Origin of the sequence: Bacillus sp. 179-C3.3 HS, assembly GCF_047229225.1 — a bacterium.
Taxonomy (GTDB): domain Bacteria; phylum Bacillota; class Bacilli; order Bacillales; family Bacillaceae; genus Bacillus.
Genome location: NZ_JBFEFT010000012.1, coordinates 1 through 21,910, shown reverse-complemented (window position 1 = coordinate 21,910; position 21,910 = coordinate 1). Strand labels below are relative to the sequence as shown.

Here is a 21,910-nt window from a genome sequence, read left to right as displayed (position 1 = left end):
CGATTATTTGATCTTGTATCCTATTTCATGGTCAACTCTTGCAAAGTGACCTTTAGCAGTTTGAATGATTGTTTTTCCATGTTCAGGTGCGTCAGTAATATGGGCGGTTCCTTCGTTGCCGTCAATTACAATTATGCGGACCTTCCCAGGTTCTAAATTCTGATCAATAGTTGTAGCAAAATCTTTTATTTCTGTTGGTTGGTTCATCCGCTCCGCCCCCATGTGATATAATTAAAGTGTCAGATTTAATTAGCACTGGAGCTACGGCTTCGGTGTTTTTTTATGCCCATTTATCCAATTGGTATGATGGTGACGGTTTTAGTTCTTCTCTATACACAATCGGGTGCTTCGCTAGATATGCCTCTAGCTCTTCTTTTGTCATCTTCCACTCGATGACTGGCCCAGCTGTGTATGGATTGTTAGTCTTTCCACTCATGTCTTTTCCCTCCGATCTTCGGTATCTCTTCGCCGCCCATTCGTTTACAATCTGAACCAAAACGACTGGCACAATGCTTATACTTTCTACAACGTGTCATACAGGCCATAATCTTATCTTCCTCTTGCACCCACAACGGACGATCGTCTGCTATTAGCACGTTTAACAGTGGATTTCCCCGCCTTTCTTTTCAGTTTTTTGAGTTTGTCCAGCTCGATGAAACCTAGCGAACGATCAAAGGCGATAACCTTTAGGGGCGTATCAAATTTGTGTTCATACAGCTTACGTTTGATGGCAAATTCCTTTGTTTCCATGCCTTTGATATCAATTACTTCTTTTGATCCATCAAGGTTAGTGATCTCGAAATCTGCAATATATTCAATCTTCCGAAAAGTCTTGTCGTTCTTTTTGAATGCTTCTTGCAATACAAAGCGTGGTTGTAATGAAAAGTCTTTTATCTGCTTGGCTTTCTTGAGCCATTTAAGCTGCTCATAGTATTTGGCTTCGGCTTTACTGTCGAAGGTGATGCCATCTACTACCGTTTTACGTGCGCCGTATTTATTGGACATGGTTTGTTGATCCTCGCTTTCCGTTGCTGGAAGTGCTTTTTCAGTTCGGCAACGAGCTTTTCTTTTTCTGTTTCAGTTAGGTCAGTTCGTTTTAGTAATTTCGTGATGCTAGGATCCATTATTTTTCTGTTAATAGCTCCGGGTTTTCATAAATGTTGCCGATGACTTCGATTCTGTCTTTCCAATAACTTAATCCCGCATAGTTGCTACTTCTAATCTGTTTACCTTGCAATCCAGTATCATGCCAAACGACTAAGTAAATGATTTCAGGATCTCCTTGGTGATAAATATCTCCCTCATAAATCTCAACACCATTACGATCTTTCAATCCGGTGAATTGCCCCACAGAATCCCAATGTACTGGTACAACTCCGCTATAATCAGTGTTAATATACGCAAGTCGATCATCTTGATTTAAGTAGATGCCTCCCTCAAACCATTTAAGATCAGCGTAATCTTCAATAGGACTACCTCTAAACTTGATTTCTCGCATTCCCTTACCTCCCGTCATCCCGCAGCCATTGCAGGACCTTCTTTTCTCTGAATCTAGCAGTAACAGCGATAGTGATTAGTGCTGCTATTGCCTTCATGCTGTCTTCACTTCTAGTGCTTCAGCTTCGGCCAACTTCTCATTTACCAAGTCAATAAACCCTTGAAGACTTCGCTTGCCTGTATTGTTACATGTTGGACATGGGTGAAACCCCGCCATATATGTGTTTTCTCCGTATGTGTTGATGATGACTTTCTTGCCGTTACATGTGTTGCACATTTTAAACCGCTCCTTCTAGCCGATGATTCAGCTTTATATTCTTTTCAATAGTGACCGTGTAATCTTTTGCCATTTCATAGATTCTTGTTGCAAATGCTTCATCAATCTCCAAGAGCTGGTTTAAATCAAGTTCAGATGAAACCATGATCGGCTTGTAATTCAAATAACGGAAGTTGACGATCTCTTGTATCTGTGTGAACTGCCACGGTGTCACTTGAGGGGCACCAGCTTTGGGTTTGAATAGGTCATCAATGAACAAAACATCTACGTTTTTTAAAAGCTCCAACTTGGCTGCTAATTCATCAAAATCTTTTCGTAAATCGGTCATCCCCTCCAGATAAGGGAAATACATAACAGACAATTTAAATCGTTCTATGAATCCATTTGAAATGCTTGTGAGGAGATGTGTTTTCCCTACACCTGACTGACCAAGTAGGGCAATGCTGTTTTGTCTCGTGTCTCTGATCTCCTTAAATTTTTGAGCATATTCAAAGGCACAGTCATACAGTTCTTTAATCTCATCCGACTTATTTTCAAGTAAGAAGTTTTTAAAAGTTAGTTTCCTGAACCCATCTGAAATATTGCTGGCACTCATCAGCTTTATTTGCTTTTTTCGTGCTGCCCTTTCAGCAACACAAGGGCATTGGCGCGAAAAAGTCGTTTTCCATTGCTTTGCTTCTTGAGGAGAACACACACGACCAGCTAAAAAATCATCTTCACGAACCATTTCATGAGCTGCAAGATCAAAGCGTTTGCCTGCATCTTTCATTCGCTTTTCTGTGTCTTCGTGAATCCGATACACGATAATTCCCTTGTCCTTGCACTCATTGCATTCATGCTTTTCTTCTGTGACGGCCTGTACCGAAGATTGGCGTGACTTTAGATTTGCCTTCATTCTTTGAAACACTTCGTCCAGCGTTGCCTTTGGCATCCTGCTTGCCTCCTTTGTTGATTGGTCTGTACAATACCGCCGACACCCAATTGATTGATTTTCTATCCTTCTGAACGGCTTCTTTCATGATCTGCAAAACTTTTTCTTCCCCGTGGTCATCAATGAATTGACCGATTTTATCAGCATTGAAGGAGTTTAATGTTCCTCCAAAATGACTCTCGAAAAATTCAAATGGGTTCATTGGCTTGTCCTCCTGTCGTGTTGTTTTTTCCTTTTTTGGCTTTTCAGGTTCTTCATCAGGTACAGGGGCAATGCTTGATGTATTTTCTAAACTGATGATGCGATAACTGCCCGCTGCTGTACCTCTAGGCTTGTATTCGATACGACCATGTTCTATCAAGGTTTTCCGATGCTCGATCATAGTCTTTTCACTGACTCCTAACCGCGAATAAAGACGACTGTTTGGCACCGTGAACCAATCTTTCCATCCGCAGCCGTTGTTTAAATCCATCAGATGAAACCACATTGCTTGAGTGGCTGGCTTCAATGGTGATGTTTCAAGCCATCGCATGAAGCCGTTTATTTCTTTTAGGTAGTTCATCTATTCACGCCCTTTCAACTTACATAGGGCATACATACCGCTAATTTTGATATAAGTAAGCCCAGTTTCGTTTCTCTCTATGAAGCCTTTTACATATGACCTAAACAAACTGGCTTGATCTTTGCTTGATTCCGATAAAGACAAGTAAGCATAAGGAATAGGGACCTTTATGAAAAAATCCTTTTCCATCAACTAATCAACTCCGAAAAATGAATGATCCTGTTCAGTTGATTTGTGGAACGACAATACTTACATCTTTCACACCGATTTGGTGGCTCACCGCCATGTTTCACTTGAATGATTCGCTCCATATGCTTCTCAATATCTTCAAGCTCGACTTCCATTCTGGAATTGTCTATATTGATAACGGCTTTGTCTGGTGGATTTTCTTTTGAAATGGCAACGATAAGAGGCTCAAGCCATTCATTCCTTTTAGACATTTGCCTTTCTAACTCTGCATAAATTGCCATTTGTCCTATATATCCGTAAGCCTCTACAAATGAACAATATCCTAGTTCTTGATCCCAAACTTTTTCACGAAGGGAACGTGTTGTTTTAAGATCAGCAAAGCGTCCACCTGCGGGATTGTACACATCGAGTTTTCCTTTCCACGGAACACCGAACAATTCAGCAGTTACGATGACTTCCTTTTCTCCTTGAAGAACAAACATACACAGATCATCATTTTGAATTGATTCAATCATGAGATCAGCCAATTGATATTGCTTGTACAGCTGGCCCTTTTGAGTAAATAATGATGGTGTATTCATCTTGAAAGAATCGAATGCCTTTTCACCTTCTAACCATGCATGGACATATTGGCCGAAGAGAAGAGCCTCGGAGGACGGCGGCTGCCATTCTCCGTTAATCTTTGCAATTGTAGCCGCCTCACACTCTAAGAAACTTTTATATTGAGAATTAGACATGTAGACCTTATCAATCTCATTAGAGTAATAGTTATCTTGATTGATCACCGGAATCCCCATTTACAGGATCACCCGCCTTTTTATTGCTTTCTTTTTGTTCCTTTTGTTTTTGGAACTCTTCTTCTGCCTTTGACTTGGTGGCGCTGCTGACTTTGACATTGAAGTAATCTTCCTTTTTTGCCATACCATCGCGTAAAGATGTGTAAATTCTTCCGATTTTCAAAAAGTCTTGTTCAGTGAAAGCATCAACATTACTGCCGACATATTCCTCAATCATTTCTTTAGTGACACCAAACTCTTTTTTAAACAAAGAGAAAGCATTTCTGAGTCGATCTTCCAATGGCTCTATATGTCCACTAATCAACGTTTTTTGGCACATATCGACTGCGGCATCAACAATGTCTCCTGGTATAACACCGAGAATGCAAGCACGGACACGGCGGGCGCCCTGATTAGCCACAAGCTCATAAATATCTCTCGGATCATTAAGTTTATTTATTTTTCCATTTGCCTTTCGCTCATGCTTAACTGTGAAAATTTTTGTTTGACGAGTGTTTGTTTCAAGATCCCATGCATATGCCATCACTGACGATTCACCGGCTTTTTGTTCGAGTTCCATGATTCCGTAATCAATGTTCCCCCAGTTCTGTGCTAGTGCCTCCGCAAGACGAATGGAGGGGCCTGAAACCTTTGATCCGCCTCTTGGGTATTCGTAAACGGCACTCTCGGCCAACAGCTTTCTTTCACATGCTTTCTTAATTCTTTCAAACGCAGCATAGACGTCTCTTGGAAATTTTTTCGCTATCACCATCGCCGCTTGAACCTCTTGTGCCTGCCTGCTTACCATTGCTTCTGTTGTGACGGAAGGTGCTGTATTTGCTTGAGGCAAATAATTCGAGTAATCAATATTGGTTAAACCATTCATTACATTTCCACCTTTCTGCGATATGCTGCCTGTCCTAACTGGATGTATTTCTGTTTTGCTTGAGCACTCGGAAAACAGAACACCGCTAGCCCTTTTTTGTAGTCGATCCATCCGCCTGCCTGTTCCAAACGCTCCTGCGCTTCTCTTCTGTGGTCGAAGCTGATTTGATATTTACTCATTTGAATCACCTTCTTCATTTGATGAAGTAAGTGCTTTGACGATAGCATCGAATTCGGCGAAGCTGTTCCCATCCTTACTTTTAATAGATTCAGAAACTGTTATAATCCCTGCCACTCCAGCCATTACGGTGATTGTTTCTTCTTCGTTCAGTTCATCCGCCTCAAGGTTTATTTCTAGCTCATTTCGTTTAATTGATAATTTGATCATCATGTATACCTCCATTGTTTTTTTGTGAAATATTTGGTATACTGTCTGTAACCAATCAGAAGCAGTACACCTTAAAACTCGCTATGCCAAGCGGGTTTTTTTATTTGTCTTCATCGTCTTCCTCTTCATAACCATCGCGCTCCACTTCATCTTTCCAATGACTTTTCGGATAACCAAAGCTATTAATCTGCGTTACCATCGGATGCTCAATATTCAATGATTTCAGTCCTTTCAGTTCGTGTGACAACCTCAAGCCGTACACCATGTTTTTTCTGTATTGCCTCAGCTGCTTTAATTAAAAGACCCTTGTTATTCATTCGCACAAGATCCTCGCTGATATTTCTAATGCTTCCAGCCATGCTTGCCATTTCTTCATAATCGCCATCTTTAAGTGCTTGGTGTGTAAGGTATAAAAGCTCTCTTACGCTTTCAATTTTTGATTTGGCCAATGGAATATCTTCACTAAAGAATTGTTTTTCAATCATGCCAGAACTGTCTCCCTTTCCTGTCGTTTATGCATTGCTACCTCTGCAACAATAGCTTTTTTCGACCATTTTTCAGTCAGATCAGTTATTTTCAAACCAAACTCTCGCGCCATTGAATACATGAGTGTTTTGTTTGCTTGTGTCAGATCGTATATTTGTTTGATTGCCTGCATTGGAAGCTCTTCATGTTTTCCTGGGCGGGTGTTGTTCAGCCATTCAGCAAGATCATTGGTAGCCTTGTGTGCATCTTTCATTTCCTGAACTAGATTAATCAAAGCTTTGTGAGCACAATTATTCAGGGCGGGATCAATTGGTGCGGCTGCCATTGGGTGAAGCTTGAATATGAAATGTACAAGATCAATATGTTCATAGGCACCGCAAATCTCAAACCACCGGATACATATTTCAGGAGTAAGTGGCGCAATTCCGTTTTCAATGTTTGAAACATACTTCTGATCCCTCCCGCCAAGTAGTTGACCCATTGAGTATTGTGAAAGACCTATTTCCTTCCGCTTCATATGCATCCACTTACATAAATTGGCAACATTATAAGGGCTGTTCGCCATTTGTTCTCATCCTTTTTTATTCAGTTTTTGTTGTTAAAATATTAATGAAGGGACAGGCAGGATCTACGAAACCCTGCGCGGCACCCAGTTAACGATGTAATTCACAGCAACTTGCATGTCTTTGCGTTTTACATCTTTGTAACTTGAAACACCGAAGCGATCTTTAATCTCTCGATACAGCTCTTTGAAAAGTCGATTTCTCTCGTTTTTGTCATCCGTGAAACTGTAAATCCTTGTAGCGACAGCTTTTTGAACCCGTCTTTGTTCACCATGATCAAGTGTGATCTGCTCATCCACTTTGGTGTTCAATTCAAGGATTTTCTTTTCATGAGTGCTGATTTTTTTAGACATTTCATCCTGTCGTTGTGACGTTTCTAACAAGAGTTTAAGAGACTCTATTCTCTGCTCTCTTTCAGTTAAAGCTTTTGGTCCACCATATTGGCCGGTTTGCCTGATAGTTGGAATGACATCATGAGTGATCCAACGCTTGAACTGTTTCGCTTCTGGTTTACGGCTACTTAAAATGAGAGCGTATAGACCCGGCTCATTTACTGCTGCTAATTCTTGCGCTCCACCAAGGGTGTCGGTTAAAACTACTCCCTTTTCATCTTCATCAAGTCGGGAAAGGGCATCACGATTGTTTTTGATTTCCAAGACTTCGCACAAGTCTTTGGCAACAAACCAAGGTTGTCCATCTATTAAAACGGTTCGAATTTCATGATCTTGATAATTGAAAATCTGTTGTAAATCGTTCATGCTATGACTCCTTTCTTGAAATACTTGGTGTTGTCTTCAACCCATCTTGTGTTGTTCTCAATCCATTTAAATAACATGGCGGTAGGAATCTTTTTCCCAAACTCATGGTTCACAGGGAAATCAGGTCTAGCCATTAATTCAGCCATTTTAGTTGGGCCGCATCGTAAAACCTTCATTGCTTCCTCTCTTGTGAGGATCTTTGGAAGATCGTTGAGCGATGATAGTCTTTCAGTCAAAATTTCTGTTGCACGATCGGCAATCTTGTTGGCAACAGCATCAATGAATTTTTCGTCATACTGCATCGTGAACATTTTTTTACCTCCTATGCGGTGTTTGGTTTTTCATCAAAATTCTTCGAATCGTATATTTTATTCTCAAAAAAATTTTGAATTGGCTCGTCTAACACACCGGCAATATCTTTTAACAATTCAACATGAATCTTTCGTCTGCCAAGTTCATATGAGTTGTAGGTAGCAATAGGAACATTAAGTTCTTTCGCTACAAATTTTTGCGTGATTCCCTTTGATTTACGAATGTTGCGTAACTTTTCGTTTACTTTCATATAGATGCACCCCCTTGTATACGAATTGAAGAACTTGCTGTTAACCCTATATTAATTCTTCGAATCGTATATGTCAATAAAAAATATACTTTTCGTTTATTTTTTTTACTCATATCGAAGAATGTTGTACAATTTGTAGAAAGTATGAATATCTTGGAGGAATAAAAATGGCTCTGGGAGCACGAATAAGAGCTTTGAGAGAAGCTAGAAAACTTACACAAAAAGCGCTTGCTGATAAATTAAACATTCCACATCAGAATTTATCCAATTATGAACGTGGTTTTAGAAATCCTGATTATGAAACTTTAATAAAGATAGCAGAATTTTTTGAAGTAACAACTGATTATTTGCTTACAGGGAAAGAGCTGAACTCTTCTTTGGATCCTCACAAGGGTGACTTAATGGATCAAGCACTAAAGGTATTAGACAGTCCTGAGACATTCATTGCAGCTTCTGACGGAAAAATTACACCTGAGATGCAGGAGTATGTCTTGGAGTACATTCTTGAGGAATTAAAAAAGAATAAAGACAATAAATAATTACGTTTTGTTTATATTTTATTTAATATGTTTTGTTTAGTTTAATTAATGCTGAAGGTTCTGCTGTAAAAATTACAGTAAACCCTTCAGTTGAGAAACAAATGATTGTAGACTCTACTGTAATTTTTACAGTTGAATGACAGTTCAATTGAAGGCAATACTGTAATTTTTACAGTAACTATTATATTTTCATATGTAAATATGTTCAAAATATGTTGATTCCATCCATATAATAGACTATGATATTTTTTGTGTATGCTGATCTATAGATAGAGAGAAAGATCATTATATAAATTTTATTTTAAAGGGGAATTTGTTTTGAAAAAATTATTAGTACTGTTTTTGACATTGGGTTTAACACTTGCACTTGCAGCATGCGGATCAACAGAAGATGTATCAACTGGTGCTGAGAAAACAAAAGAATCATCTGATTCTAAAAAGAACAGCAATAAGAGCGATGGCTCTAAAAAAATTGATGCTAGCAATAAAAAAACTAAAGTTCTTGGTATGAAAGTTAACCTCGGCGATGTTAAAATTATGAAAGACAAAATAAACGTTGGTATCAATATTGAAAATACAACTAATAGCGTACTAAATTTTTACCCTGATCAAGGAAAAGCAGTTATTGGTGACATGCAAATAGAAGCTAACCTCTTTATGACAGATGGTTCTATTGGTGGAGAAGTAGAAGGTGGAGTTAAACAAGATGGTGTCATTCAGTTCCTAGCTCCAGATGGGAAAGAGATTGATGTTAAAGGTGTTAAAGAAATCAAACTGAAATTTGGCGATGTTACTACAGAAGACTACATGAAGAACAAAGACGTTTCATTCACTATCCCAGTTAAATAAAGCCCTTTTTTTACAGGGCTCTTTTTTAAAAAATAAAAAGAACATACATTCGCTATATTGATTTTATCCTGAAATTGAAATATCATTTAATATATACAAATAATGGCTTTGTTTAGATGATTATATACAGGACAGGAGTATGATGAAATGTTTGGTTTCTTCTTGCAGTTTTTCTTTTTGATTATTGGTGCTGTCTTTTGGATTTACCATCAATACCTTTACAGACCCGATATACGAGAAAGCATAGTCCTGTTGATCATCATAATAAGTTTCACAGCAATCTTCTTTTTTAAAGACATTGATTGGAAAAAAGCTGAATAAGGCCCTGAAACATCGGGCTATTTTTTAAAAACAAAAACAGAACAAACGTTCCCCACTTTATCAAAATCCGCAGCTTATTGAACAGTATTTCGAGATAGAATATGACAACATTCTCCTATAATTACATGAAAGACCATACTTTATTCAAAGCAAAACTATAGATATTTGGGAGGGGATCAAATCAACATGGGGTATGTCAAAAGTCATTTGGAGGAATGGATTGAAGATCTGTACAAAAGTATTAACATTGAACACTCATATCAAATTAATTTCGAACACATTGCCGTGTGTTTGGGAATAAACATTAGATTTAGCCCACAAAAAAGTTTTGGTTTTCGCGCTCTTAATAGGTATGTAATTGTTCTGGATAGCAGAAAAACAAGACATGATCAATGGTTAGACTTCGCTCATGAATTGTGTCACATATTCAGACATGAGAACGATTTGAGAATAATGCCAGATACCTGGAATGAGTACAATGAAAGACAAGCACGATATTTCGCATATCACTTTTGCGTACCCAGTTTCATGTTGAATCACTTAAGACTGCCGAATGACCAAGATAGAGCTTCTGAAATCATTGCCGATGCTTTTAAAGTCACTTGTGAATTTGCTAAACATAGACTTAAAATTTACTTTAACAAACTGTCTAGGGGGTAATACAATGCATTTTAAAGAGTTAGTTAAGGGTAAAAAATGGCTCGCTGTCGGGGATGGCCCACCTGATCCTGTTACCGGTAAACGTAAACAAATAACCAGACGAGGTAAAACTAAAAAAGAAGCAGAACAAAGAGTTCTGAAAGCTATAGCAGCACTAGAAGAAGACGGGATTGATGAATCTGTTGTAAAAAAGATGACTTTTGATAAACTTGCAAACGAGTGGTTAGAAGATTACATGAAAGTATCTGGAAATAAAGATAATACATTTAGAATCCGAAAAACTGAAGTTAAAATGCTTAACAGGAAATTTGCTAAATTAAATATTGCTAAATTGACAACTAGGCTTTATCAAAAAGGGTTAAACGAATTATCTGAGGAACTTTCTTTAAATACACTTAAAGGAGTACATGCCGCAGCTGGTATGATATTTGATTATGCTGTAAGAGTACAGTTCTTGAAAGATAACCCCGTAAAAAGAGCAACCATACAAAAGCAACGATTGACAGTGGAGGCCATAGAAAATAACAGTATAGATGAGAAGTACCTTGAAAATGCAGAACTAGAGGATTTTTTGGAAGCTGTAAAAAAGTATGGACTAGAATTGGATGTAGAGAGATTTTTTTTAATGGCATTCACAGGCATGAGGTCAGGAGAATTGTGTGCTTTAAAAGTCAATGATGTATTGTTTGAGACAAAGGAAATTAGGATCACGAAAACAATTTATTCAGATACAGGGAATAGAAAGAAATACATTCTTACTCCGCCAAAAACAGCAGGATCAGTACGCACTATCCCTTTAGACGATAAAATACTAGAGCTATTAAAAGCCTTAATTAAGAGGAAAAACAAACAAAGATTAGAATCGCCTATAGATTCATCAAAGTATCATGATGCTAATTTTCTTTTTTGTGATGAAAACGGATATCCCTATTTGCCACAGAACATTGGCACGAGAATGAATCGAATACTAACAATGACAAACATCACAAAAAAGGCTACACCTCATATATTTAGACATACACACATTAGTATGCTTACGGAAGCTGGCGTTGATATTCCAACTATAATGGAGAGAGTCGGACATAGTGAAATGAAAACTACAATGCAGGTATATACGCATGTGACAAAAAAAATGAAAGAGAACTCCATCAACAAAGTAAGCGAGACCTTCGGCAAACTTCTTGATTTAGGAATATCTTAATAAGAAATGTTATTTTTCTGTGATTTTTTTGCACTCTGAAAGCCATAAACCCCTATAAAATCAAGCATTATAAGCATATATCGAAAATGTTTGATCATCTATTTTATGATAAAACATGAATAAAAGAAATAAAAACGCATTTTTTGCAGAGAAAACTTACAGAAACATATATTTGCTTTGCCCTCATATAATCATTGTACGAGCTCTTTAGTGAATTGGGGTGAAAATGGGTGGAAACAGAGTGGTTGATATCCTTACTGATCATCATTGGCATCGACTTAGTTTTAGGCGGGGATAACGCTTTAATCATTGCGATGGCCAGTCGAAACTTATCACATGACAAACGAAATAAAGCCATTCGGATTGGCACACTTTTGGCCGTCATCATGCGGATCACAATGACCGGTGCTGCGGTCTATTTATTGACCATTCCCTATTTGCAAATGATCGGTGGACTCTTTCTCCTTTATATAGGATATCACTTGTTAATTGAACAAAAGAAAGAATCGATTCGTGTTCAAAGCAGTGGCTCCCTTTGGCGCGCTGTCAAAACAATTGTGATTGCCGATCTCTTTATGTCCCTTGATAATGTGATCGCTGTTGCAGGTGCAGCAAAAGGAAATATTGTGCTCACAGCGATTGGCTTAATGATATCAGTCCCTATTATTATTTGGGGGAGTAAGCTCATTCATGCAGCATTTACTAAATATCCATTTCTTTTGTACGGAGGAAGTGCCCTTTTAGCCTTTACTGGAGGAGAAATGATTGTCCGTGATATCACATTACATCCATTTATGACGCAGCATACAACACTTGAATTTCTTCTTCCATTCTTAACAGTCACTACTGTCATTTTAGCCAGCCTCTTTTATGAACAAACAGCTGATCATAAATAAAAAAAGCTGCCAATCGTTAGGCAGCTTTTGGTTTTCCATTAGTTTGCAAGTCGCTGAGCTTCTTTGAGTTGGAACGTACGAACCGTTCTTGGAAGGAAACGTCTAATTTCATCCTCATTGTAACCAACTTGTAGTCTTTTTTCGTCCAAAATAATTGGGCGTCTTAAAAGACCTGGGTGCTCGTTGATGAGTTTATACAATTGTTGAAGTGGCATTGTCTCAACATTTACATTTAGCTTTTGGAATACTTTTGAACGTGTTGAAATGATTTCATCTGTACCATCTTCAGTCATTCGAAGAATTTCTTTGATTTCATCGATTGTCAGTGGTTCAGAAAAAATGTTTCTTTCTTGATATGGAATATTGTGCTCTTCTAACCACGCTCTCGCTTTTCTACATGATGTACAGCTTGGTGATGTGTATAATGTTACCATAAATCTTCACTCCTCAATGTGTAGAATGAATATTGATCTGTATTCTTAAATTGAAATTGTTCTAAATAAGTAATCTTTATAGTGATTATACTATAAAAAAGTAAGTGTGAACAGGTTTTCTTGCAATTTTTGTGACAAAAACTAGACAATTTCAATCATTTTACCTTGTTTTTGATGTCTACGATTCTCATTTAGTCGAGATGATCGAAAATGTTTTTTTGTTTTTTATTTTCAATGACCTTTAACACGTCGTCTACATCTTCATACGATTGTCCATACCATTTTTCGTCTTTATACGTATGAATTCCTTCGTATGTTTTCTTCATGGCCTCCATCATCTCCTCTTCATCATCTGTCAGAGGTGACCAATACAGAATTTCCATTCGGTTCACTTCATTGGTAGCAAGTGATCTCCGTTTATACCCAATGGATTCCGCGTGCTTGAAGTGTTCTCTTTGGTAAAACTTTAGGCGTTTTGCAGTATCTGCATCATCTTCATCTACAGGCTCGACCTCAAGCAATATTGGTTTCTTTTTTTCTTTTAGCTGATGAATGAGCTTTGATCCAAGGCCTTGACCTCTTGCGTCTTTGGAAACGAATAAATAATCAATAAAGATAAACGTATCAAATTCAGCGTACATCATCACATGATGAGGGCCTTCTTCTTTATTGTAAATATCGCTTCTTTCCTTTAGCAATGCTTCCATATGCTCTTTTGATTTCATTTCTTCTATCGGGAAGTATTCACTGAGCTTTTCATACCAATTCATGGATCCGCTCCTTATGATATCGTTAAGAACCACTTCCTTATATATTCCCGTTTTCCTGCTATTTAAACGCCTGTACTAGTAAGACGCATCAATGTCTTCGGTGGTTTCACTTTTTTTCTAACAAAACAAAAAAGTTTTATAACGAACGATTCATCAATGTGAGAAAACTGAAAAACAAGATCACTGATACAACTCCTTGCAACATGATAAAAATGCCATACAACTTGCGCTTGGCATCTTCTTCATGATTTTTTGTGTACCGATAAAGCATATACTCAGCGGAAAAAGAAACTGTGCTCATAACCGCCCAAAACACTAGCATCCATTTCCACCCATCTGGTTTAGATAAAAAAGCTGTTGAAGACAGCAACATGGCGATAACAACATGTTGCAATGAATAACGAAAGACCTTTAATTTAGACATATGATTTCCTCCTGACCTTTACAATCCGTCTAAAAATTACCACGAAGTTGTTTTTTTGTAAAACAAAAAAAGAAGCACTCACGACAGTGCTTCTTCATTCTTATACATTTGCTTGCATCTCTTTGAATTCCTCATCTGTGCAACTCACAAAGTGACCTGGTTTCACTTCACGAAACTCCGTGTTCGTCCCTTTATGAACAGATGGATCATATTTCATTCGTTTGCGATTACGCTCATAATCTGGATCTGGAAGAGGAATCGCAGACAGTAATGATTTTGTATACGGGTGTAGCGGGTTTTCATACAATTCATTCGCTGGTGCTAACTCAACCAATTTCCCAAAATACATCACGCCAATTCGGTCACTGATGTATTTCACCATGGAAAGATCATGCGCGATGAATAAATACGTTAATCCTTTTTCCTCTTGCAGTTCTTTCAATAAGTTCACAACCTGCGCTTGGATAGACACGTCTAAAGCGGAGATTGGTTCATCCGCAATAATGAAGTCCGGCTCAACCGCAAGTGCACGGGCAATCCCAATCCGCTGTCTTTGACCACCTGAAAACTCATGTGGGTATCTGTTCGCATGCTCTTTGTTCAGACCAACGGTTTCAAGCAATTGGTACACTCGCTCCTGCCGTGCCTGCTTTGTTTTCGCAAGCCCATGAATGTCCATTCCCTCTGCGATGATGTCAATGACCTTCATTCTAGGGTTAAGAGAGGCATAGGGATCTTGAAAAATCATTTGCATTTTCCGATTAAATTCTTTCAGTTGAGCGGTTGATTTTTTATCATGAATATTCTGTCCATTAAAGATCACCTGACCACCTGTCGCATTATATAATCGAATAATTGATCTTCCAGTTGTTGATTTTCCGCAACCAGACTCTCCTACAAGCCCCAACGTTTCACCACGATAAATCTCGAAGCTAACGTCATCGACCGCTTTTACTTCATTTGGTTTACCGATATTAAAATATTGTTTTAGATTTTTCACTTCTAAAATAACATCTTTTTCACTCAACATTAGCCCCCCCTTTTTGCCCTTTAAATTGTTCCATCCTTTGTTGAATAGATTTAGGCGGCTCTACTTTAGGTGCATTTGGGTGTAATAACCATGTGGCTGCATAGTGAGTGTCTGACACTTGATAAAAAGGTGGCTGTTGTTCAAAATCAATTTTCATTGCATATTGATTTCGAGCAGCAAATGGATCCCCTTTTGGAGGATTGAGCAAATCTGGAGGCGTTCCAGGAATTGCATATAACTTTTCTTCATCTGTATCAAGACTTGGCATTGAGCTTAACAATCCCCAAGTGTACGGGTGTTTCGGATTATAGAAGATCTCATCCACTGTACCAATTTCCACAATTTGTCCACCATACATGACTGCAACACGATCTGCGACATTTGCCACAACTCCTAGATCATGCGTGATAAAAATGATCGATGTGTCAATCTTCTTTTGTAGATCTTTCATAAGTTCTAGGATCTGTGCTTGTATGGTAACATCTAATGCTGTTGTAGGCTCATCGGCAATTAAAATTTTCGGATTACACGCTAGCGCAATGGCGACGACTACCCTTTGTCTCATCCCTCCAGAAAACTGATGAGGGTATTGCTTGAACCTTTGTTCAGGCTTTGGAATTCCTACAAGTTCGAGAAGCTCAAGTGCCCGTTTCTTCGCCTCTTCTTTACTCTTATTTTGATGTTTTAAGATGGGTTCAATAATTTGCTTCCCAATCGTCATCGTCGGATTCAAAGATGTCATTGGATCTTGAAAGACCATTGCGATATCTTTGCCTCGTACTTTTTGCATCTGCTTATCGGAAAGTTTTGTCAAGTCTTGACCTTGAAACAAAATCTCTCCTTTTTTTACTTGTGAGTTCGATTTAGGGAGAAGACCCATGATGGACTTTGAAGTAACTGATTTACCTGATCCTGACTCTCCAACTATAGCTAGTGTCTCACCTTTTTTTAATTCAAAATTCACACCGCGTATCGCCTTCACTTCACCAGCGAACGTGTGAAATGATATATTCAAGTCATTTACTTTTAAAATGGTTTCTTGTTTATTCATCATTCTCACCACCCCATACTAATCTTTCATTTTCGGATCAAGTGCATCTCTCACACCGTCGGCAACAAGGTTGAAGACGATCATGATCACACTAATGACGATCGCTGGATACACCATCTGATATGGGAACGCGATCATAGATTTAAATCCATCATCTATTAATGTTCCTAGTGAAGCTTGAGGTTCTTGAAGACCTAGTCCAATGAAACTCAAGAAGGCTTCGAAAAAGATGGCACTAGGAATGGTGAACATTGTATTAATAATCATCACACCTGTTAAGTTAGGCAACATATGCTTGAAAATAATTTTAAAGTTGCTTAACCCCAAGGTTCTTGCAGCGAGTACGTATTCCTGTTCTTTCAGCTTCATGACTTGGGCTCGAACAACCCTCGCCATACTGATCCAACCGGTAATACTTAGGGCAATAATAATTGGAATAATCCCTGGCTTTAAAATGAGAATCATTAATATGACAACGATTAAGTTTGGAATTCCCATTAAAATCTCTAAAATACGTTGCATGACATTATCGATTTTCCCACCGAAATAACCAGAAATAGCACCATAAGCAACACCAATAATTAAATCAATTACAGCTGCAACAACAGCAATAAGTAGTGAAATTTGGGTGCCTTTCCAAACACGTGTAAACAGGTCACGCCCAAGGTTATCTGTTCCGAACCAGTAGTATTCATCAATCCCTTTTTGTTCATATGGATTGACAACAGTACCGTTTTTCAATGTTCTCTCACCGGTAAATGGTAAAAATCCAATGTTCTCTAATCCTTGAATTCTTGGTGGTAAATTCGCATCGGATGTTGTTTGAGTGCTAAAGTCTTTCCCACTAATGAGTGGTCCCACGATGGCCATTAATATAATCAAAACCAAAATGACCATACTCACAATGGCACCTTTATTCTTTTTAATTCGAAGCCATGCATCTTGCCAATAATTCAAGCTCGGTTTTTCAATTTTTTCAGAAGAGAATGAATCGACACCAGCGGGCTCAAATAGACTTTTATCAATATTTTCATCGTGCTGCTTCATTATTTGTTCCCTCCCGCTACACGAATTCTTGGGTCAATAATTCCATAGAGAATATCCACGATAAAGACAACGACAACAAATAGAACGGCAAATAAGATGGTCGTACCCATAATTACTGGATAGTCATTAACGGTAATTGCTTTTACAAACTGCTCTCCAATTCCAGGTATCGAAAAGATCTTTTCAATCACGAGGGAGCCCGTCATTAAACTAACAGTTAATGGACCAAGTACTGTGACAACAGGGATCAAGGCATTTCTCATCGCATGTTTAAATGCCATTTCAAAATAACCTGCTCCTTTTGCTTTCGCAAGCAAAATATAATCTGTCTCAAGCACTTCGACCATTTCTGTTCTCATAAAACGAGCACAAATGGATATTGGGAACATCGCTAAAGCAATCGTAGGTAAGATGGTATATTCAAATCCATTCCAAAATTGGGTTGGTAAAAGCCCCAGTTTTACAGCAATGTAGTACTGAAGTAATCCAGCAAATACAAAGCTCGGAATAGACTTCCCAATGACTGCTAAGAAAGTAGCTGAATAGTCCACCCACGTGTTCTGCCTTAAAGCACCAATTACTCCCAAGAAAATACCAACAATCGCTCCTAAAATAATCGCTTGGATTCCTAGGACAGCAGATGGTCCTACTCGATATGAGAGAAGTTCTGTTACGGAGGTATTGTTGAATTGGAATGAAACACCTAAGTCCCCAGTAAATGTATTCTTCATGTATTGAAAGTATTGAACTGGTATCGGCTGATCAAGCCCATATTTGGCATTAAGTACGGCTTGTTGCGCTTCTGATAACTTTTGTGCATTCACAAACGGAGAACCTGGAATAAGTTTCATTAAGAAAAATGTAATTGAAACAATAATAAAGAGGGTGATCACCATATAGCCAACCCGTCTAATTAAGTATTTCAGCATACTTGCACCTCCTGTTAAACTGTTTTTTCCGTATTTTTCGACACATTTCTTTCAGTGAAAAAGAGAGTATATTCAGAGAATACACTCTCTTTTCTATAAAATTGTTACTTATCCTTCAATTTTCAACCATTTATAGCTGAATTCTGGTCCAACTTTATGGATGACAAATCCTTTAAGGTTATCATTAATCAGATAGTTGGCCGCTCTTTGATAAATTGGTGAAAGTCCTGCATCTTCTTCAAGTAATACTTTCTCAGCTTCTTGTAACGTTTTCCAACGTTCTTCAGGCTGAGCTGCTAATTTACCAGATGCATCTTCTAACAACTGATCATACTTCTTGTTAGAGTAACCCATCTTGTTGTTTCCACCGTCCGTAATAAACAAGTCAGAGAATGTGATTGGATCTAGGTAGTCTGGTCCCCAACCAGCCATTTGCAGGTCGTAATCTTCTTTCTTATCTCGATCAATACGAGTAGCGAAAGGAACACTTTGCATGTTGATCTCTAAACCTGGCAATGATTTCTCAAGTTGATCTTTTACGAAAGAACCAATTGTCTTAGCTGTTTCAGAATCGTCTCCTAAATAGTTTAGCGTGATTTTAGAAGTACCTAATTCTTTTAAGCCTTTTTCAAAAAGTTTTTTCGCTTCTTTTTTGTTTGTTTCTAAGTACTTAGGCATACCTTCACGGAAATCTTTTCCGTTTTCATCTTGTACAAATTCTTTTGGAATTTGATAGTATGCAGCAATAGAACCGTTTTGCAATACATCATTTACAAACGCCTCTTTATCAATCGCTGTTGCAATTGCACGACGAATGTTTTCATTCTTTAAAGAAGGATTCCCTTGATTCATTTTTAACCAGAATACTGTCGGCTCTAGGATTCTTTTCATTCGCTTATCACCTTCATATTGAGAGATGATGGCAGGAGTCGATAGTTTCGGTGTAACATCCGCTTCTCCAGCTTCAAATGCGTTTGCAGCTGCTTGTGGATCTTTTGATACTTTAAACGTCAGTTTTTCCATTGCAACGTTTTGTTTATCCCAATAATTTTCATTCTTTTTGTATTCCCATGTTGTTGCTTGCGGGCCAGCCCAATCAGAAAGTTCAAATGGACCATTGTATACAAGGTTTTTTGCAGTTTTTGCATATTTTTTACCTTGTTCTTTTACAAACTTTTCATTTACTGGATAGAAAGTCGGGAATGAAAGAAGTGATTGGAAATATGGAAGTGGTTTTTCAAGTGTAATTTCCAATTCCTTATCACTAACCGCTTTAATTCCAAGCTCTTCTGGTTTTACTTCTTTATTATAAACCTTATCGGCATTTTTAATCTTACCTACCATCATATAAGGACCATATTCAGACTTTTGATCTGGATCTAAAGCACGTTGCCAAGCATAAACGAAATCCTGTGCTTTCACTTGATCCCCATTAGACCATTTAGCATCTTTCAGCTTAATGTTATAGACTGTTTTGTCTTCATTAGTCACTGGATCCCCATCAGCCATACCAGGTACTAATTCTTCTTTATCGTTAAAACGATACAAACCTTCAAACACGTTATTCATTGTTGTAAAACTAATGGTGTCACTTGCTTGGATTGTATCCATTGCAGGCATTTCCTGTGATTCTAAGATTGTCGCCTCTTGTTTGGCGTTTTTAGATGCAGTGCCTTTGTCACTATTTTGACCTGAACATGCAGATACGAAAACAGACAGCACGATTAAAAAAACTAAAAGCAGTGAAAATTTAGACTTTTTCATCTAGTTGTTAACCTCCCCTTCATAAATGAACTACAGGAACTATTATACTAGCAAATAAGTAATTGTGCATTCATTTTTTTAAGAAAATTTTCATATGGCCTTAATTCCCAATTGATTTTACATAAAATTTGAAATAACACGGTGAATATCAGTCATTTTGTAAGCTTAAATACCTAATCAAAAGGTGATCATGTCTATACAATTGGCAATTTTAATGATTCATTGTAAACTGTTATCGGGACATCTATTAAAAAAGTTGACTTTTTTAGCTGTTTAGCTTTTCTTATATAGTGAAATTCTCGAATTAAATGCATTTATTGCTATTTTAGTACAGTAAAGTTTTAATGCATAGGAGTGATTGAGATCAAATTTTTTATCCTTTTTCTTAGTTCTAATTGTCTTGTTTTCATTTTATCGTTCATTTTTTATAGACACATATCATTGTTAAGTATGATTAACATGACTTTTTATGTCGCTGCTGGCATTTTACTCGTTTGGCTATCGTTAATCACGATCAAAAGTGGTTTTTTTGACCGAATCACGTATAGCTTTCAAAAAGTATTCCAAACTTTAAATAAGCAGAGAGATTTGAATGATGAGGATGTCAATCAACAATGGTCATCGTCATTTCAGAACAATTTCTCAACCTTAAAATTGATAGGTTTATCTTTACTGATTGAAATGTTTATTTTACTTTTTGTTTATTATCTTTAGTTTTTGACATTTTAATTCCACTTCATTATAATGGGTTAAATCATATGATTGCGATGAAGAAGAAGAGTACATATCATCTCTATTTGTCAGAGAGCCTGCGGTTGGTGTGAGCAGGTAATGAGAGTTATGGAATGGGCTTTGGAGCAGCTAACCGAACACTTGATAGAGCAAGTAGGCTTAGACGGAGTAGTCTCCGATATCAACGTCTTGAGTGATTTCTTATTGAAATAACAAGGGTGGTACCACGGTTCATTCGTCCCTTTTCTGTTGAAAAGTGATGGGTGGGCCTTTTTATATTGAAGAAAAGAGGGTTTCATATGACAAAAAAGACAATTTTCTCAGGCATTCAGCCTAGTGGTTCTGTGACATTGGGGAACTATATTGGGGCAATGAAGCAATTTGTTGACCTGCAACATGATTATCATGGCTATTTCTGTGTCGTCGATCAGCATGCGATTACAGTGAGTCAAGACCGATTGGCGCTTCGCCAAAATATTAGAAGCTTAGCGGCTCTTTATTTGGCCGTAGGTCTTGATCCAGAGAAGGCGACATTGTTCATCCAATCAGAGGTACCTGCACACGCCCAAGCAGGATGGATGCTCCAATGTGTTGCTTACATTGGGGAATTAGAAAGAATGACTCAATTTAAGGACAAGTCTGCTGGGAAAGAAGCGGTCGTTTCGGGATTATTAACCTATCCCCCATTAATGGCGGGTGATATCTTATTATATGGCACCGATTTAGTGCCTGTCGGTGAGGATCAAAAGCAACATCTTGAGTTAACTAGAACACTCGCTGAGCGTTTTAACCGAAAGTATAACGACATCTTTACAGTGCCGGAAGTAAAAATTCCAAAAGAAGGCGCTCGGATTATGTCTTTAACTGATCCAACGAAAAAAATGAGTAAATCCGATCCAAACCAAAAATCTTTTATTACCTTATTAGATGAGCCGAAACAGCTTGAAAAGAAAATCAAAAGTGCTGTTACTGATTCTGAAGGAATCGTAAAATATGACAAAGAAAATAAACCTGGGATTGCCAATCTCCTAACCATCTATTCTGTATTAGGAAACATATCAATTGCAGAGCTTGAACGAAAGTATGAAGGCAAGGGGTACGGTGAGTTCAAAGGTGACCTTGCGAACGTAGTCATTGATGCATTGAAACCAATACAAGACCGCTACAATGAGCTCATTGAATCAGATGAACTAGACCGTATATTAGATGAAGGTGCTGAAAAAGCGAACCGCACAGCAAACAAAATGCTGAAAAAAATGGAGAATGCCATGGGTCTTGGCAGAAAACGCAAATAAAAAGCTTGCAGCTAAGAGGGACTGACCCCCGTTTTTGAGACAGGGATCAAAAACACCTTTATACAGCCAACTGCCGATAGTTTATCGGTGATTG

At 37.9% G+C, this 21,910-nt stretch carries 31 protein-coding genes and 1 other annotated feature; of the genes, 7 read left to right on the top strand and 24 right to left on the bottom strand.

All coding sequences use genetic code 11. The features are described from left to right. Positions 1 to 3 precede the first annotated feature (3 nt). From AB1K80_RS09415 to AB1K80_RS09340, 16 genes are all read right to left on the bottom strand, one after another. Positions 4 to 207 carry an XtrA/YqaO family protein gene (locus AB1K80_RS09415; protein WP_052320734.1) on the bottom strand — a complete coding sequence of 68 codons (204 nt, stop codon included), beginning with the start codon at positions 205 to 207 and terminating at the stop codon, positions 4 to 6. A 73-nt stretch (positions 208 to 280) separates the two neighbouring features. After that, a complete protein-coding gene (locus AB1K80_RS09410) occupies positions 281 to 436 on the bottom strand; it encodes a hypothetical protein (RefSeq protein ID WP_412856360.1) in 156 nt (51 codons plus the stop codon). 113 nt (positions 437 to 549) lie between these two features. Then, positions 550 to 1,005: a DUF1064 domain-containing protein gene (locus tag AB1K80_RS09405; RefSeq protein WP_412856359.1), complete on the bottom strand. Its 456-nt coding sequence runs from the start codon at positions 1,003 to 1,005 to the stop codon at positions 550 to 552. A gap of 118 nt (positions 1,006 to 1,123) precedes the next feature. Beyond that, entirely contained in the window at positions 1,124 to 1,498 is a 375-nt protein-coding gene (locus tag AB1K80_RS09400) for a YopX family protein (RefSeq protein WP_412856358.1), read from the bottom strand. 93 nt (positions 1,499 to 1,591) lie between these two features. Then, the gene (locus AB1K80_RS09395; RefSeq protein WP_412856357.1) at positions 1,592 to 1,774 is read right to left on the bottom strand and encodes a hypothetical protein; all 183 of its coding nucleotides are present in this window, start codon (positions 1,772 to 1,774) and stop codon (positions 1,592 to 1,594) included. Between the two features lies 1 nt (position 1,775). Continuing rightward, positions 1,776 to 2,705 (bottom strand): DnaA ATPase domain-containing protein, encoded by a 930-nt coding sequence (locus AB1K80_RS09390; protein ID WP_412856356.1) that lies wholly within the window; start codon positions 2,703 to 2,705, stop codon positions 1,776 to 1,778. Then, a complete protein-coding gene (locus tag AB1K80_RS09385) occupies positions 2,608 to 3,267 on the bottom strand; it encodes a DnaD domain protein (RefSeq protein WP_412856355.1) in 660 nt (219 codons plus the stop codon). The genes AB1K80_RS09390 and AB1K80_RS09385 overlap by 98 nt, the downstream gene beginning before the upstream one ends. 188 nt (positions 3,268 to 3,455) lie before the next feature. Continuing rightward, complete coding sequence (locus AB1K80_RS09380; protein WP_412856354.1) at positions 3,456 to 4,253, bottom strand: PD-(D/E)XK nuclease-like domain-containing protein; 798 nt, start codon at positions 4,251 to 4,253, stop codon at positions 3,456 to 3,458. After that, positions 4,225 to 5,118, bottom strand: a complete 894-nt coding sequence (locus AB1K80_RS09375) for a hypothetical protein (RefSeq protein WP_412856353.1) — start codon at positions 5,116 to 5,118, stop codon at positions 4,225 to 4,227. The genes AB1K80_RS09380 and AB1K80_RS09375 overlap by 29 nt, the downstream gene beginning before the upstream one ends. Further along, the gene (locus AB1K80_RS09370; RefSeq protein WP_412856352.1) at positions 5,118 to 5,297 is read right to left on the bottom strand and encodes a hypothetical protein; all 180 of its coding nucleotides are present in this window, start codon (positions 5,295 to 5,297) and stop codon (positions 5,118 to 5,120) included. Before AB1K80_RS09370 ends, AB1K80_RS09375 begins: the two co-directional genes overlap by 1 nt. Continuing rightward, on the bottom strand, positions 5,290 to 5,505 hold the full coding sequence (locus tag AB1K80_RS09365) for a hypothetical protein (protein ID WP_412856351.1): 216 nt from the start codon (positions 5,503 to 5,505) through the stop codon (positions 5,290 to 5,292). The genes AB1K80_RS09370 and AB1K80_RS09365 overlap by 8 nt, the downstream gene beginning before the upstream one ends. A gap of 206 nt (positions 5,506 to 5,711) precedes the next feature. Continuing rightward, entirely contained in the window at positions 5,712 to 5,990 is a 279-nt protein-coding gene (locus AB1K80_RS09360; protein WP_412856350.1) for a YqaH family protein, read from the bottom strand. Next, entirely contained in the window at positions 5,987 to 6,556 is a 570-nt protein-coding gene (locus AB1K80_RS09355; protein ID WP_412856349.1) for a helix-turn-helix domain-containing protein, read from the bottom strand. The genes AB1K80_RS09360 and AB1K80_RS09355 overlap by 4 nt, the downstream gene beginning before the upstream one ends. Positions 6,557 to 6,619: 63 nt before the next feature. Beyond that, the gene (locus tag AB1K80_RS09350; RefSeq protein ID WP_412856348.1) at positions 6,620 to 7,312 is read right to left on the bottom strand and encodes a BRO family protein; all 693 of its coding nucleotides are present in this window, start codon (positions 7,310 to 7,312) and stop codon (positions 6,620 to 6,622) included. Next, positions 7,309 to 7,623, bottom strand: coding sequence for a hypothetical protein (locus tag AB1K80_RS09345; RefSeq protein ID WP_412856347.1), 315 nt, complete (start codon positions 7,621 to 7,623; stop codon positions 7,309 to 7,311). The genes AB1K80_RS09350 and AB1K80_RS09345 overlap by 4 nt, the downstream gene beginning before the upstream one ends. An 11-nt stretch (positions 7,624 to 7,634) precedes the next feature. Then, positions 7,635 to 7,874 carry a helix-turn-helix domain-containing protein gene (locus AB1K80_RS09340; RefSeq protein WP_412856346.1) on the bottom strand — a complete coding sequence of 80 codons (240 nt, stop codon included), beginning with the start codon at positions 7,872 to 7,874 and terminating at the stop codon, positions 7,635 to 7,637. 167 nt (positions 7,875 to 8,041) lie between these two features. Here AB1K80_RS09340 and AB1K80_RS09335 point away from each other — a divergent pair, with 167 nt between their 5' ends. The 5 genes from AB1K80_RS09335 (at position 8,042) to AB1K80_RS09315 (ending at position 12,340) form a co-directional block, all read left to right on the top strand. Beyond that, positions 8,042 to 8,413, top strand: coding sequence for a helix-turn-helix domain-containing protein (locus AB1K80_RS09335; protein WP_412856345.1), 372 nt, complete (start codon positions 8,042 to 8,044; stop codon positions 8,411 to 8,413). A gap of 318 nt (positions 8,414 to 8,731) precedes the next feature. Further along, positions 8,732 to 9,262 (top strand): hypothetical protein, encoded by a 531-nt coding sequence (locus tag AB1K80_RS09330; protein ID WP_412856344.1) that lies wholly within the window; start codon positions 8,732 to 8,734, stop codon positions 9,260 to 9,262. Positions 9,263 to 9,769: 507 nt separating this feature from the next. Further along, positions 9,770 to 10,243 (top strand): ImmA/IrrE family metallo-endopeptidase, encoded by a 474-nt coding sequence (locus tag AB1K80_RS09325; protein WP_412856343.1) that lies wholly within the window; start codon positions 9,770 to 9,772, stop codon positions 10,241 to 10,243. 4 nt (positions 10,244 to 10,247) lie between these two features. Continuing rightward, the gene (locus AB1K80_RS09320; protein WP_412856342.1) at positions 10,248 to 11,444 is read left to right on the top strand and encodes a tyrosine-type recombinase/integrase; all 1,197 of its coding nucleotides are present in this window, start codon (positions 10,248 to 10,250) and stop codon (positions 11,442 to 11,444) included. A 230-nt stretch (positions 11,445 to 11,674) separates the two neighbouring features. After that, on the top strand, positions 11,675 to 12,340 hold the full coding sequence (locus tag AB1K80_RS09315; RefSeq protein WP_412856341.1) for a TerC family protein: 666 nt from the start codon (positions 11,675 to 11,677) through the stop codon (positions 12,338 to 12,340). Between the two features lie 38 nt (positions 12,341 to 12,378). On the opposite strand, the gene spxA is transcribed toward AB1K80_RS09315, so the two are convergent. The 8 genes from spxA to AB1K80_RS09275 form a co-directional block, all read right to left on the bottom strand. Further along, on the bottom strand, positions 12,379 to 12,774 hold the full coding sequence (spxA, locus tag AB1K80_RS09310) for a transcriptional regulator SpxA (RefSeq protein ID WP_412856340.1): 396 nt from the start codon (positions 12,772 to 12,774) through the stop codon (positions 12,379 to 12,381). A gap of 191 nt (positions 12,775 to 12,965) precedes the next feature. Next, positions 12,966 to 13,544 (bottom strand): GNAT family N-acetyltransferase, encoded by a 579-nt coding sequence (locus AB1K80_RS09305; RefSeq protein ID WP_412856339.1) that lies wholly within the window; start codon positions 13,542 to 13,544, stop codon positions 12,966 to 12,968. A gap of 136 nt (positions 13,545 to 13,680) precedes the next feature. Next, complete coding sequence (locus AB1K80_RS09300) at positions 13,681 to 13,968, bottom strand: hypothetical protein (protein WP_412856338.1); 288 nt, start codon at positions 13,966 to 13,968, stop codon at positions 13,681 to 13,683. Between the two features lie 100 nt (positions 13,969 to 14,068). Beyond that, positions 14,069 to 14,998, bottom strand: coding sequence for an ABC transporter ATP-binding protein (locus AB1K80_RS09295; protein WP_412856337.1), 930 nt, complete (start codon positions 14,996 to 14,998; stop codon positions 14,069 to 14,071). Next, entirely contained in the window at positions 14,988 to 16,049 is a 1,062-nt protein-coding gene (locus AB1K80_RS09290; protein WP_412856336.1) for an ABC transporter ATP-binding protein, read from the bottom strand. The genes AB1K80_RS09295 and AB1K80_RS09290 overlap by 11 nt, the downstream gene beginning before the upstream one ends. A gap of 18 nt (positions 16,050 to 16,067) precedes the next feature. After that, positions 16,068 to 17,096 carry an oligopeptide ABC transporter permease gene (gene opp3C, locus AB1K80_RS09285; RefSeq protein WP_412856335.1) on the bottom strand — a complete coding sequence of 343 codons (1,029 nt, stop codon included), beginning with the start codon at positions 17,094 to 17,096 and terminating at the stop codon, positions 16,068 to 16,070. Then, the gene (gene opp3b / locus AB1K80_RS09280; protein ID WP_412856334.1) at positions 17,096 to 18,025 is read right to left on the bottom strand and encodes an oligopeptide ABC transporter permease; all 930 of its coding nucleotides are present in this window, start codon (positions 18,023 to 18,025) and stop codon (positions 17,096 to 17,098) included. Before opp3b ends, opp3C begins: the two co-directional genes overlap by 1 nt. A 108-nt stretch (positions 18,026 to 18,133) precedes the next feature. Beyond that, the gene (locus AB1K80_RS09275; protein WP_412856333.1) at positions 18,134 to 19,789 is read right to left on the bottom strand and encodes a peptide ABC transporter substrate-binding protein; all 1,656 of its coding nucleotides are present in this window, start codon (positions 19,787 to 19,789) and stop codon (positions 18,134 to 18,136) included. A gap of 459 nt (positions 19,790 to 20,248) precedes the next feature. Here AB1K80_RS09275 and AB1K80_RS09270 point away from each other — a divergent pair, with 459 nt between their 5' ends. Both AB1K80_RS09270 and trpS read left to right on the top strand, forming a co-directional pair. After that, positions 20,249 to 20,503 (top strand): DUF3899 domain-containing protein, encoded by a 255-nt coding sequence (locus AB1K80_RS09270; RefSeq protein ID WP_412856332.1) that lies wholly within the window; start codon positions 20,249 to 20,251, stop codon positions 20,501 to 20,503. Between the two features lie 44 nt (positions 20,504 to 20,547). Beyond that, positions 20,548 to 20,767: a binding site (T-box leader), on the top strand. A 53-nt stretch (positions 20,768 to 20,820) separates the two neighbouring features. Continuing rightward, entirely contained in the window at positions 20,821 to 21,816 is a 996-nt protein-coding gene (gene trpS, locus AB1K80_RS09265) for a tryptophan--tRNA ligase (protein ID WP_412856331.1), read from the top strand. Positions 21,817 to 21,910 lie beyond the last annotated feature (94 nt).